The 12,865-nt window shown below is 55.9% G+C and carries 8 protein-coding genes; 2 read left to right on the top strand and 6 right to left on the bottom strand.

Annotation, left to right across the window (positions count from 1 at the left end; genetic code table 11):
• Window positions 1–80: 80 nt before the first annotated feature.
• Both AB1286_RS13055 and AB1286_RS13050 read left to right on the top strand, forming a co-directional pair.
• Window positions 81–1,121, top strand: coding sequence for a DNA cytosine methyltransferase (locus AB1286_RS13055; RefSeq protein WP_430363682.1), 1,041 nt, complete (start codon window positions 81–83; stop codon window positions 1,119–1,121).
• A gap of 6 nt (window positions 1,122–1,127) precedes the next feature.
• Window positions 1,128–2,111 carry a BsuBI/PstI family type II restriction endonuclease gene (locus tag AB1286_RS13050; RefSeq protein ID WP_430363681.1) on the top strand — a complete coding sequence of 328 codons (984 nt, stop codon included), beginning with the start codon at window positions 1,128–1,130 and terminating at the stop codon, window positions 2,109–2,111.
• A 776-nt stretch (window positions 2,112–2,887) separates the two neighbouring features.
• Here the strand turns inward: AB1286_RS13050 and AB1286_RS13045 are convergent.
• The 6 genes from AB1286_RS13045 to AB1286_RS13020 form a co-directional block, all read right to left on the bottom strand.
• A complete protein-coding gene (locus AB1286_RS13045; RefSeq protein WP_430363680.1) occupies window positions 2,888–4,849 on the bottom strand; it encodes a hypothetical protein in 1,962 nt (653 codons plus the stop codon).
• Window positions 4,836–7,196 carry an ATP-binding protein gene (locus AB1286_RS13040; RefSeq protein ID WP_430363679.1) on the bottom strand — a complete coding sequence of 787 codons (2,361 nt, stop codon included), beginning with the start codon at window positions 7,194–7,196 and terminating at the stop codon, window positions 4,836–4,838. Before AB1286_RS13040 ends, AB1286_RS13045 begins: the two co-directional genes overlap by 14 nt.
• A 111-nt stretch (window positions 7,197–7,307) precedes the next feature.
• Window positions 7,308–8,135: a phosphoadenosine phosphosulfate reductase family protein gene (locus AB1286_RS13035; protein ID WP_430363678.1), complete on the bottom strand. Its 828-nt coding sequence runs from the start codon at window positions 8,133–8,135 to the stop codon at window positions 7,308–7,310.
• Window positions 8,113–11,571, bottom strand: coding sequence for a hypothetical protein (locus AB1286_RS13030; RefSeq protein WP_430363677.1), 3,459 nt, complete (start codon window positions 11,569–11,571; stop codon window positions 8,113–8,115). The genes AB1286_RS13035 and AB1286_RS13030 overlap by 23 nt, the downstream gene beginning before the upstream one ends.
• Window positions 11,564–12,469 (bottom strand): DUF4007 family protein, encoded by a 906-nt coding sequence (locus AB1286_RS13025; RefSeq protein ID WP_430363676.1) that lies wholly within the window; start codon window positions 12,467–12,469, stop codon window positions 11,564–11,566. The genes AB1286_RS13030 and AB1286_RS13025 overlap by 8 nt, the downstream gene beginning before the upstream one ends.
• Window positions 12,466–12,684, bottom strand: coding sequence for a hypothetical protein (locus AB1286_RS13020; RefSeq protein ID WP_124083985.1), 219 nt, complete (start codon window positions 12,682–12,684; stop codon window positions 12,466–12,468). Before AB1286_RS13020 ends, AB1286_RS13025 begins: the two co-directional genes overlap by 4 nt.
• Window positions 12,685–12,865 lie beyond the last annotated feature (181 nt).

The raw sequence follows: 12,865 nt of genomic DNA, 5'->3' as shown, positions 1-12,865 counted from the left end.
AAGTTACTAATATGTCTCGTGCCGATGCGGCCGTTAAGACCGCTCGTGCGAACATTGGCCGCAGCTTTGAAAATTGAGAAATGTCCCGAAACAGCTCCATAGGTGACTATCCCGAACAGCTCAACGAAATGCTGCGCCCCGCTGCTACAGATACCGCCACGGCGTTGGACCTGTTTGCCGGATGCGGAGGCTTGGCATTGGGCTTCGAAGCCGCTGGCATTCGAACCATCGGATTCGAACATGATGCTGATTGCTGCGCTACCTATCGTCAGAATTTGAGAGGGGAATGCCACGAGGTTTTCCTCACTCCCGAATACCGATTTCCAAAGGCCGAAATCGTGATCGGCGGACCGCCTTGCCAGCCATTCAGTGTCGGTGGCAACCAGCACGGCCTTCAAGACTCGCGCGATGGTTTCCCAGTTTTCATTTCAGCGGTGGAGCAACTAAGGCCCAAACTGTGGATGTTCGAAAACGTCCGTGGGCTGATGTATCGCAATCGTTGGTATCTTGACCAAGTTATCGAACGTCTGGAGTCTCTGGGCTACGTCGTCGACGCCCGTTTGTTGAAGGCTTCACACTATGGTGTGCCTCAAAACCGCGAGCGGCTCATTGTGTTCGGACACGACGGCGACTTCAACTTCCCAAGCGAACTGCCCTACACGGTAACCGCGGGGGATGCGTTGGGCGAACTCGCCCGCCAGACGCCGGCGGATGGGAAGTACCTGACGCCCAGTATGGATGCCTACATTCGAAAATATGAGATCGCATCGAAATGCATCACGCCGCGCGACCTTCACTTAGATCGTCCTGCACGCACCTTGACTTGTCGTAACCTAGCGGGAGCCACCGGCGATATGCTGCGCGTGAAGTTGCCGGACGGCCGGCGTCGGCGGCTAACCGTGCGCGAGGGTGCTAGGCTGCAAAGTTTCCCGGATTGGTTTACGTTTAATGGCACGGAGACGAGTCAATATAATCAAGTCGGCAATGCCGTGCCGCCGATGCTTGCTTTTCAGCTCGCCCAAGCTGTCTGCAAATACCTGACGGGAGATGTTCGGGAAGCAGAGGAGAGTGCGCGAAGCAGCGCAATTCAACAGCAACTTTCCTTCACCGAAACGGCCTAGTCGATAATGACAAGCGAAGAGCAAAAACAAGTAGAGCAGCTGACACGCGAAGCGTTAGACATACTCGATGCTTTTGGAATTCCGCTGCAAGAGCTAACCGCGCATCGTCGCATTCGGGCTGCCAAAGTTTTACTCGCAGTGGCTGGTTTGAGACCCGGAAAATCGTGGGACAGCGTCAAAGGCAATGGCGACGTTCGCCCGTTGAGAACTCGCGAAATCATTGAATGGCTAAACGCCTACCTCGGCGAAAATATTTCCCCGGGTTCGTACGATGACATTCGCCGTAAGGATCTGATCTACCCAGTAGAGGCGGGTATGATTTTGAAGAGTGCCGGCAAGGATGATGCAAAAACGAACGACGGCACCCGTAGCTACGCAATCCACCCGCAATATGCAGCCCAAATGCGCAAGTTCGGCACCCCAGATTGGGACGCATCACTGCCAGGATTCATGGAAGGAAAGCAAACCCTGCGCGACGAGTTGGCAAAACGTCGAGCGCTTTCAATGATTCCTGTCAGTATTGAAGGAAAAGAAATAGTTTTCAGCCCGGGCGCCCACAATCGACTCCAAAAAGCGATCATCGAACTTTTCCTGCCACGGTTCGGTTTTGGGGCGAAAGTGTTGTATGTCGGGGACACGGCTGACAAGGATCTGTACAAGGATACTGCCGGCCTTAAGAAATTGAATTTTTTTGACTTAGCTCATGGAAAATTGCCGGATGTCATCGCCTTTTCCGAATCAAAGGATTGGATTTATCTTATTGAAGCGGTTGATTCCGCCAATCCAATTACTGAAATTAGGAAAAGAACTCTAGAGCAACTGACTCGTCCGTGTACCGCTGGAATTGTTTTTATAACAGCTTTTCTCGACAGAACCACATTCCGCAAATTTGCAAAAGATATTGCATGGGAAAGCGAGGTCTGGATCGCGGACAATCCGGATCACATGATCCATTTCAATGGGGACAAATTCTTGGGGCCTCATAGTTGAAAATCGAAGCCGACCGCAGATGGCAACGGTGTTTGCAAAGAAGCTTTCGCTGGTCGCCGACGAAGGTGGGGCGGTCTCAAGAATGAAGGACTGCGGTCGCGACGACTCGCCCCGTTTCAATGTCCGTTCTTCACGTTGATGTCTGATGGTTAAAATCGTCACGCCTTCGTCATGGACGCGGCACATAGCCGAATAAGCCGTGTCGCCGAAGTCGACCAGCCATTCGCGAAAAAACCGAATGGAGATGTGTCAGCTGGGTATCCGACGCAAGGCTGACGAACGAGCACATTTGACGCCGGCGCGGATCGATTGAACCGCGCGCCGAGCTGCTGTGGCTTCCCGTGCGGCGAGAAAGACGGTGTAGACCGGCTATGAACGGAAACCAAGTTCACAACACCAAAGCAAAAACCCCGCGAGCCTTAAGCCACGCGGGGTTTGCACAATACTATCGACCTGCTTAGATATCCGTTGGTGGGCGGAGGACTATCAAACAATCCCGTGAATCTCCCGCAGGAAAAGGCTCTGAAGAAGCTCACATAGAAACATGCCCCCAAATATGCCCCCAGCTCCAACATGCTTAGCCGGTTTCAAACTTTGCTGAGCAATGCACAGACGGCAGTATACTGAAGTTGCAGAAAAACAACACCCCTAGCAGCTACTCAGGCCGTGCAATCCTATCACCACGGCGATAGGCCGGCGGGGTGCATCGCCAGCCTCCTCCACTTCACCCTTACGGCGATGGTCCCCGCCGCATCAGCAGAGACGTTTTTTCGGACTTAGTGCTCGTAAGGGGTCAAGAGCAACACGATCATTGCGTCGGTTAAATCGCTTGGTATGGCCTTGTCAAAGACGCAATGAAGAGCGGCCTGCGGCTTCTTAAGGGTCGCCTTTCTCCAAAGCTGCCCCAGACTCGCGGCTATCTGCTGTGCGGCCTCAAAGCCTACCCGCTGTACCGTGCCTGCCGCCAAATGTTCTTTCAGCAGTTTGGCTTGACCGGCCGCCTGGGCGTCGGGCAACTGCGCCCGTTCGAGCTTACCCGCGAGCCATTCAGCAAAGTCCGAGGTTAGGCTCAAGGTCGTCGTTGTTTGCGGCTTCTTCTTCGATGGTGCAGCTGCTTCTGCGGGATCTGGCTTGGGCATATGACGGCCTTGCACAATTATCACGGCAGCCCAAGACTCCTTGGTGGCGTCAAATTCCTTCTGGAACCCGTCCTTCCCGATCAGGACCAGCTTCGCGCGATACGCCGTCACCGAAGGAGGCGCAACGGGCTGACCAATCCGGCCAACGCGTTGAGTCAGGTCCTCTTGGCGTGCTAGTGCCGCAACGGGTTTCAATCGAGCCAGCCGCTTAATGCGAGCATCGCGCTGCGATAACTCCGCGAGATCCGGCGTGGTGGGGTTCACGAGATCCCAGGCTGCTAAGTAATATCTGCGCACTTCGCCAAAGGTCATGCCGACCAGATCAACCGCCCCGTATGCGGTCCGATAGAACGCGAGGGCCACGTCGCTGATTTCTTGCGGTGCGCAACGCAAACAAAGCACCGCCGTCTTCTTGCTAGAGTGCGGCCTTGCAAGATCGCAGCTCTGATCGACCACGAGAAGGAACTCCTTCGGAGTACCGTCCGCATTCAGTCTGGCAAAGAGATCCCCCAACTGCACCGGCGAATCCTTGGTCTCCGGAACGTCATCGGTAATGTCGGGCCGCATAACTGATCGAACGTGCATTTCGGCCAGCCGACTGCTCGGAGGGACCGTCCCAGGAAACGCACTGTGCCCGATCAAATCTGGCAATTGTATTCCCAATGCGCGGACGCCCGCATCCTCAAGCAATGCGCTCGCCAGCGACTCTGAAACTAGCCATGACAGGTAGTCAGGCAACCTAGCCTCTTCGACTGCAAGTTCCGCCTCGTGAAGCAACGCAATTTCCGAAGGCTCAATCTTCGACAGGTTGTGTCGCAGCATTGTGGCTGCGCGAATTGCGCCAAGCCAGAACTCGTCCAACATGTGCGCCCATGACTGCTTACCCTGATACCCTTCAAGCATGCGCTTAAGCTTCGGAGCAAGTTGTTGGGCGATCTCCTTCTTTTCAACGAAGCAGAAGAAGTCCGCGCGAAGCCCCGTTCGCTCCTTGAAAGTCCCCTGCTGCTCCGTCGCGCCCGGTCTCGACGACATCAGGATAATCAGCGGGTACTGCTTGAGAGTACCTTGTTGTCGTGCCTCAATGATGAGGTGCGCAAGCTCTGCGGCTCTTTTCAATGAGCGCTCCGAGCCAGTCTCGCCTTTCAAATAGAAGTCCAGAAATATGACTTGGCATCCGGTCACGTCGAGTGTCGCGGGGTCGAACTTCGGAATCCGAGTGACACGCCATTTCTGCGAATCCAAGAAACCCTCAAGGCCCGTGAGCGCCTCTCGCTTCTCTTCTACGTCCTCGACGTATGCGCGAAACAACGTATCGATTAACCATGACCAAGCCTGCCTCTCTCGCAACGCCCATAGCCGGCCCACAGTAGCAGCGTCTTGAAGGAGTTCTTCGAGATGCTGCGGGATCGACGGATCGAGTACTTCACGTCGAAACTCCCTTTTGATCTGCGATAGCCGCTTGGGAACGTCGAGTAAAGCATCGCGAAAGCGAGATACTGCGTCGCCATCGATGTCGGCCGGGTCAGCCGGTGCATACGCATCATCGATTACGACCACTTTCTTCAACTGCTTGGCTAACGTCTCTTCAAGAGCCTCCATTCCTTGCCCCCGTGTAGTTCACGACGAATCCATGGTGGATCCGATCTTCATCCGCTTCCGCAAGTGCGATTTCCATCGCATTGCCTTCCGCAAGCTTTCTAGCGATATACAAGCCCATCCCTCGACCTTCACCGGAAGGCTTGGTCGTAAAGAAAGCATTGAAGACTTCGTCTCCGCGGTCTTCCGATATTCCAGGGCCGTTGTCCAAGACAGTGAACGTATTGGCCGCCTTGTCGATACTGAAGCTTATGACTGGCACAATGTTTTTCGTCGTTGCCAACAGCTTAAGCCAGTAGACCGAGTTGGAAACAAAGTTTTCCACGATCTGCAGAACCTGTCCGCGGACCGCATGAATTAGCACAGATGCATTGCCTAGACCGGCCGTGTCGACGCGGACCTTATGACGCTCAAACTGCGGCCCATGCATCTCAACAACGTCCCTCAGCATCTGGACTAGATCAAACGACTCCTTTCGCTGACGCCCCGGCGTCGACAACGGATCGAGGACCCGGATCCTCCTTTCCAGAGTGCCCAACTGATCTCGCAAGTTCCGAATCTGGCGGTTCTCGGTCGCGCTGCTTGGCTTGTAGGTCTGGAGCAGTTTCAAGGCATTCGCCGAAAGCCGCGCCAATTCATGGAAGATGAATTCCGTCATCAAGCCGACGCCTGCGAGATGGACGTACTTGTCGATGTCCTCCTCGTAGGCGCGTACCGCCATCTTTGAACGCTCCCAAGCTTCGGACATGTCCGTCATTCGCGCGAGTAGGGTGTTGATCGCGGATACGTCCTCTGGAGCGGTCACCTTAGTCCGCAGATGTTGGACCTGCTTGAGGGCCTGTTTCTGAGCCTCTTCTAGACGCTTCTCCAACTTCGGAAACTCCTTCGCCGCGGACTCGTCCTGCGCTCCCTCAACCGCGTTTAGGTAGCTCTTGAACTCGACCACCAATATGTGGCGCAGGAGTGCGATCAGCGCAGCCTTCTCTTCTGAGTCGCGCAAGCCTTCCCGATTGGTCTGGTCCTGTAGATGAGGATTGCCACGGCTGGAGATGCGGACGGCACCTACCAATTGCTTCCGATTCATCTTGTAGCCCTGCGTAGCCAACGCAATGCCGTCCAGGTCGAGCCAATCGTCGCGCGGCTCGGCGTATGGATATACGCGGTAGTGGTCGCGATAGAGCAATAGCCCTCCCCCCCAGTGCGTCAGCCATTGGAGAGCCGCCTCGTAGCCGTCCGGCTTGTCTAGGCGCAGCTTCTGTCGATTGAACCAGTGTGCCTCCATCTCGAAGGGACCAAGGCTTGAAAGCCCCTGCATCAGCGTGCCCGCAGGCCGGAACACCTCGCCCGTCTTTGGACGCTTGCCTTTCAGGGTCAGCGCGCTCAGAAGGTGCATTCCTTCCAACCTGAAGGTCTTGCTTTGGCCATAAGACTTGTACGTCACCTCGCCCGACAGGACAGGCTGGCCATCAGCATCAAGTGTAAAACTCGCAGAACATCGGGCATGCGCGTACGCAAGCTGACGCATCTGAAACGATGGAATGTCAACAGGCTGCTCGTTAAAATACAGTCGTACATTAGGACGACTAAATGTATTGAGAAACGGGTCCACCAATTTTGCGAAATCCGTCTTCGCAAGAGACTCCATCTTATCGATCGTCCACTCGCTTGTCAGATTGGACATCCGAATGATCGTGCCTTGGTCGGACGCCTTGTTCTTCTTCGACCCAACGTTAGGAGCTGCCGGGAAGTCGTCAAGGTTCATGTGCGGATTGCGCTTGATCGCAGACCAATCGATCTTGAGCTCGTGTAGCGCTTTGTCACCCTTCTTTGACGTTAAGACGTGAAGCTGATCGCCAAGACGAACAGCAGAAAGCCGGCCGATGCCTTTTTCTCCAAGTACCGTGTGGGTGCCACCCCGCTGCCTGTCGTCCAGACGGTGCGTGGTGCCAATCGTCAGGTAGACGCCACTTAGATCTTCGAACGACATACCGCCACCGTCATCCACAATCTCGACGCAGTTGCATTGGATATAGGCATCGTCCAACGAATGGATGTAATCTCCATTCGATGATGACAACGCCATCTTTAGGAACGCGTCTCGGTTCACCTGAGACGCCGTGGGCTCCATGCCCGCCTCAAGCATTTGCCGAACCGTATCTGGAGAGATACTTTCACCCTTCTTCTGATCTGACCGCTCAAGCTTTTGACGAATACTTAGGTATTCACTGCGCGGCAGCACGACACGAACATGCACCTCAATGCGCGTTGCGCGCGCATCCAATGAGTTCTTCACCAACTCATAGATGGCGATCTGGTCCGAGCTGATTAGCTCCGCGCCAAGTTCGAGCAAGACGCGGGCCTTAACTGTTATTCCCACAGACAATCACCTATCGGTGGCGCTAAAAGCTGAAAAATGAGATACAGACGTTAACCGATAAGACAACTAGATGTCCACCACCAGCTACAACTGGCATACGAGGCACCCTTGGTCGTCATCCTCCTCCGGAATCTCGGCAGAGTCCGCTTGGGCAAAGACTTCCAACAAGGTGACGTTTTCGCGGCGTTGTGCTTTGCGTTCGATGCGAATCACATGCTCACGCTTGATTTGGTCCATGCGCTGGGGCTGTTCGAGCTCAGCAAGACTTTCACCCTGGCTCCAGGTGAAGAAATTCCCGGTTTTCTCGTAAGGTTTTTCGTACGCCTTCGCCTTTTCGAATAAGTCCGGGTGCGTTTCTTTAAGCCTCACCCATTCAATCTTCTGCTGATAGAAGCAGAAGTAGCAGCCTGACCGTGTACGGCCCCAACGCGTGTACGGGGGCATGCCCACGCCTGAGTTGCGGAGGATCTCCTCAATGTCGCGCAGCACCAAGCCGTCCTCGCGGAACGGATAGACGGCTTCGATGTTCGGCTTGTGGCTGATATATCCGCTACGGTCTTCGTCGGCACGCAAGCCAACATAATTCACAACGTCGTCGTCGCCGCAGTACTGTTCGAAAGGCTTCAGCTTCAGTGCCCGTGTACACCAACGCCTGTGATTGGATGGAATCATGCCACCGTACATCTCGTACCAATGGTCGAAACCTACATCGGCGTTAAGGCGGGTCACGCCCTTGCCAAGGTAATCCGAAATACGCTGAAGGTATTCGTAAGTTTCGGGCAACTCCTTCCCCGTATCACTGAAGATGTACTCCATCTCAGGGATCCGGTCGCGAAGATAAATGGCCAGCGCAGCACTGTCCTTCCCGCCGGACAAGCTGAGAATGTGCCTAACCCGCTTCCCGCTCGCCATGATTTTTCTCCTTAGTCGGGGTCAACTGCGCCTGCATCACATCCAATTCTTGCAGCGCCTGCGCCAAGGCGGCCGCGGCCGTTTGCGGGTCGTCGGCAGACTGCTGGACAAGCAGATCCAGCACGCTCCGAGCTAGTCTGGTGGACTGATCGGTCTTGGCAACAAACAGCGCAGACTCCTGCCCTGCTGCACTCGTTAAGGTAAGGCTCACAAAACGTTCGGCCGCGCGGGGAGCACCCTTACGCTGCATGACCAAGCGCAGCCAGCGTCGATAGTGCCCACCTATCTCTGTAGCTGCTTGCGCAAAGCGTTCAATCATCTCGTCCGTCCAAGTATCGAGTGGCCGCTGCACCAACAGGCTCGCGATAGAATCGAGCCACTTCTCGTCGGTAAGCGTAAGGTCCGTGCAACGCAGAATAAAACTCTTAAGCCGCGCATCGGCCAGACCGGTTGCAGCGCCCGCACATTCGGTCTGCAATTGGCTGCGAATACGACTAAGTGGACCTGCAATTCCAAAGATTCGTCCAAGCTCGACCGCAACGGTCTCTTGTAGCTTGCGCTGGCTCATACCCAAGTCCGTCAGAGCCGCAGCCAGCCAGTCCACGAATGACGACGTCGTCTTGCTTTGCAAATGTGCTTTTGGAAGTGTGGCAGCCAACAGTTCGATCGGATCTTGCGCCTTCGCCAAACTTGTGCGGACCAACACAGCATCTTTGCCGACATGCCCCGTCTGTCTTGCGAAGTCCGACAGCCGAGTGAACCAACGATAGACAGAGCGTGCGAGCCCCAGATAGGTTGTCTCACCGCCAGGCAATGCTCCAAGAGACGCAAGGACATTGCTGTAGTCGCGCAGTAAGTCAACACTTCCTTGCTCCTGCGGCAATTCGCGCAACTGGAACGTGTGTGGATTCTTGAACATGCGCTGGAGGTATTCGCTCGTCACCTCCAAAACAAGCGTCCCCCGCTCAAACAGGGCGCACCGACTGCGATGAATCAGCAGATATAGCGTTACCCAGACACTCGCAGGCCCGTTGCGAATCCCCAAAGGAGGTGCGGCAAGCGCTTGCAAGACTTGCTCGAACGTAGGAGGCTCTTCGCACATCAAGACGCGCGAAATTTCCGTCCAAACCGCACTAATATCGACGGGAGCGCCTTCTTTCGGGCGAACCAAACGCCAGTCATTGCCATCAGCCTCCCAAATACCGGTGTCCCGCAAGAGAGTAGCGTGGATTAGTCGCTCTGGCGGGTACTCATTCTCGCCAAAGATCGGTGCGTCAGTGGGGCCTGCCAGCAAGATGTCCAATAGTCGCTGCCGAGCGAGCACGATCGCAGACGCCGGACGGTCCTTATTGATGAGCTCGTTCACGATGCATGGCGCGTGCGAAAACACCTTTTCAAAAAGCCAGGACGCCACCTGATTGACGTTCATGGATTCCCCACCCGGCACGATCGCCCCTTGGTGCCAATACATCGGACCGGAGATACCGGGGCTCGGCGCGAGCGCGGACAATACTAAGGCGTCAACGTCCTCCTTGGCTTGGAGAAGGCGACTATCGACATATTGGCTAGTCCATGGATCGAGCCGCTTGCTGGTCACGTCCTGTCGCACAGCTAGCCATATCGCCAACTCGGCGAGTGCAGCACGCCCCTGCGTAGACAGTGTGAGACAACCGTAAACGCTTAACGGATCATCAAGGCCGCGAATCCGCTCCAACGCCAAACGCTCTTCCTTTGAACCGGCCATCGTCAGGATCAAACGAAGCCGCCCGTCGGCTTGTCCATCGCTGTCCTTCTTCTTGACAGTTTCACCGGGCCAAGCGGAAATAGTTCCAACTTCGATTACCAAGGTCCGAATTGTGCCGCGTCGGTCATAGTGCTTGTTCGCTATGACGAACCGACTTCCAAGTGCATGCGCGGCACCTCGGACTACGAGTTCGGACTCGCTGGTTTGCGCCGCATGCTCATACAGTGCTTCGATATTGACCGCGTCGGACACCGCAAAACCATACTCCGAGCGATTGTGGCGACGAATCAACAGTCCCCGAGTTACCAAGCGATCAAGCAGCTCCCTTACCTTTGCTACCTCTTGCTCCCCTCGCGCATACGCAATCAGTTCCGGCGTGATTTGCAACCTTAAGGGCGCTTGAACGAGTTCCATGACGGCGATCGTCTTCATCGCCACCAGCGCGTCCGCGTCATCCGCCTGCCGCTCGATACTTGTTACTGCGAACGCCCAACGACGCTCAGCAGCCAAGTCACGAAAGCGCAACCCGTGGCCCGAGGCCAAGTAATCGAAGACTTCGGTCAAGCGATACCAAGGAAGCCCCTCCATAGCCGTGACCTGCGCGAAATCTCGCAGTGCTGCTGGCTCGTTGCTGTTGAGGAAAGCGTGGAACGAGCGCTCGCTCTGACCGTAGCGCTTGGAAATGATTGCCAGCGCTGCGAGTGTTAGCGGGTGGAGGGGATACAGCTTCTCAGGGTGCAGGAATAAGCGCCGGTCGATCGCCGTGGGGGCACGGAGAACGGCTCGCTCGAGTGCCGTATCGAAAAGCGCCCGCGCCGATTCGATGAGCGTCGCATCGCGGCTTAAAGCCGGTTTCACACCGAGCGCATGAGCCGCAAAATGGACATAGCGCTCGACGGGTTCATCAAATGGAATTTCCTCAAACCGCGACGCAACCTTGTGCCATTCGTCATCCAGCGCACGCCCGATGCCGGCGGCGTAACTTGCGAAATGCTGATGCTGCATTACGACTACCGCGAGGGAGTCGTCAGACTGTCGGCAAGCATCTTCGGCCAACTGCTGCAGGGCAATCAAATCTCCGGCCTCTGGATGCATCGCCGCATGCTCAACGAACTTTCCCACTTCGTCGATGAACAGCACCACGCCTGCAAACCCCTGGGCGCGAGCAATAGAACAGAAATCTCGCATCAACTCGCCAGCCACCGAGTTGATCGGGCGGCCCTTATAGTAGCCGGGTTCAGACAGGTGCTTCTTGACCGCGTTCACGCCTTTGGCGTGAGGCCAGCGGACGAGCGCGCGATGGATTTCCGCCTCTAGCGCCAGGCCGATAGATAGCCGGGCACCCACGATGGCCATCGCGAAACGATTGGATGCCGCGAATAGTCCCGCAACCGACCCCGAGGCAGCGCGCAGCATTTCGTGCACTGCGGGATAGGCACCGGGCCCGCTAAGCAACTGGGCAAGCACGATGCCCAGGGCAGACTTCCCGCTCCCGTATGGACCAACCACCTTCCATGCGCGCTGGACATGCTCGTTCGCAAACGCTGTCCCGATCTGCTTAAGCGCCTGGATCGCGTTGGGCGTAGGCAAGTAGCTAGCGATCGCCGCTTCGTCGTAAAGGTCGCGGCTTAGGGAGATCGACCGCGTATGCTGCGCGCGCAGCTCCAGGCCGTCGATGATTCGTTCAAGCATGTGCGGAAGCCTCCTGGTCTGCCGTCAGCAGGTAGAGCTGGTCGACTCGATTTCGATCGAGTACAACGCTCTGGGTATCGGATGTATCCACGAAGCGCAGCGCCCCGTGCAAGGGCCCTTGCGCAAGATTCTCGACAAACGTGCGCAGTTGGTGCTCATCCAAACGAAATGCGACGCCGGGGCTGTTTGCACCTTTAAGAAGGCGCTGGAAATCAACCGACGACGAGCCGCCTTCGCCAGAAGCCACGTACTCCACGAGTGCGATAGCAAACACTCTCAAGCTCAACCCGACGGGCGCTCGAAGGTCAGTATTGAAGACCATGCGACCATCCTCTTCCTTTGTCGCGCGCAGCAGTGAAAGGTCTTGAAGCGGACACCAGGACGTATCGTCGCCATTGCGTTCCGGCTGGTAGTAAGTCTGCAGGAAAATTGAAGCGTGCTGCTCCAGCGTACTGGCCGCTAGCGGCCTAGCAGCGCCCTCGGCGCGCTCCGCCAGCGCAGCTATCAGCCGCTGGCGATCGAAGCGCATTAGCCGGCCATCGCCGAATACGGCAGACCAAGCAGCAAGCGCCGCGGACGTACACAATCGCCAGTGCAGCAGCCACAACGACTCCAGCGACTCCAGATGAGGATCCCAACCGTCGGCGGGATCAAGCAGTTTGCGCCCGATAGGCCCAGGACGGTGACCTTGGCCAGATATAGGCACCAACACCCCAGTAGCCTCGCACCAAAATTGTATCGACCTGACCATGTTGCGGCCGATGCCAAGCGTATGCATTGCGCGCGCTTCGTCCCGAAGGAGATCAGGATCCGTTGACACTGCTTGATATGCCTTAGGCAACCAGCCATATCGACAGACGAAGGACTCGTGCCCGGAAAAACGATCTGTGATGTTCATGACGCTCGCGATTTGCTTGTTGCGCGCTTTGCCTTTGTGGGCAACTCCACATCGCTGGATGTCGGCGTGCGCTCGATAATGATGACCTTGGTGGTCGCATCGAAGTACAGATCGACTGAGTCGCCTTCCTGGATTCCAGCGTTACGCAGCAACGCCTCTGTCAGCGCGACTCGCCCCATTTTCTGTACTTTTTTTGTACCAAAATGAACCTTCATAAAGTACCCATCGAAGCGAAACCTAGTCTGAAATTTGGGTACATCTTAACTTAATAAAGTCATCATCAGGTGTGTTTCCTGCCGCGAGTGAGGGACATCCGTACGCCGCCCGCCCTGCCAACATTGACAGGATGGCCTCGGGAAAACCCTCTGTGCTACATTCGCGCGGTCAAAAAAAAAA

It is taken from the genome of Trinickia sp. NRRL B-1857 (assembly GCF_050470685.1).
Taxonomy (GTDB): Bacteria; Pseudomonadota; Gammaproteobacteria; order Burkholderiales; family Burkholderiaceae; genus Trinickia.
The sequence above is the reverse complement of the archived record's forward strand: the minus strand, read 5'-3'. Positions and strand labels throughout refer to the sequence as shown.

Coding starts and splice junctions, on each gene's coding strand:
- AB1286_RS13055 (WP_430363682.1), top strand. CDS start 81: ATGTCCCGAAACAGCTCCATAGGTGACTATCCCGAACAGCTCAACGAA.
- AB1286_RS13050 (WP_430363681.1), top strand. CDS start 1,128: ATGACAAGCGAAGAGCAAAAACAAGTAGAGCAGCTGACACGCGAAGCG.
- AB1286_RS13045 (WP_430363680.1), bottom strand. CDS start 4,849: ATGGAGGCTCTTGAAGAGACGTTAGCCAAGCAGTTGAAGAAAGTGGTC.
- AB1286_RS13035 (WP_430363678.1), bottom strand. CDS start 8,135: ATGGCGAGCGGGAAGCGGGTTAGGCACATTCTCAGCTTGTCCGGCGGG.
- AB1286_RS13030 (WP_430363677.1), bottom strand. CDS start 11,571: ATGCTTGAACGAATCATCGACGGCCTGGAGCTGCGCGCGCAGCATACG.
- AB1286_RS13025 (WP_430363676.1), bottom strand. CDS start 12,469: ATGAACATCACAGATCGTTTTTCCGGGCACGAGTCCTTCGTCTGTCGA.
- AB1286_RS13020 (WP_124083985.1), bottom strand. CDS start 12,684: ATGAAGGTTCATTTTGGTACAAAAAAAGTACAGAAAATGGGGCGAGTC.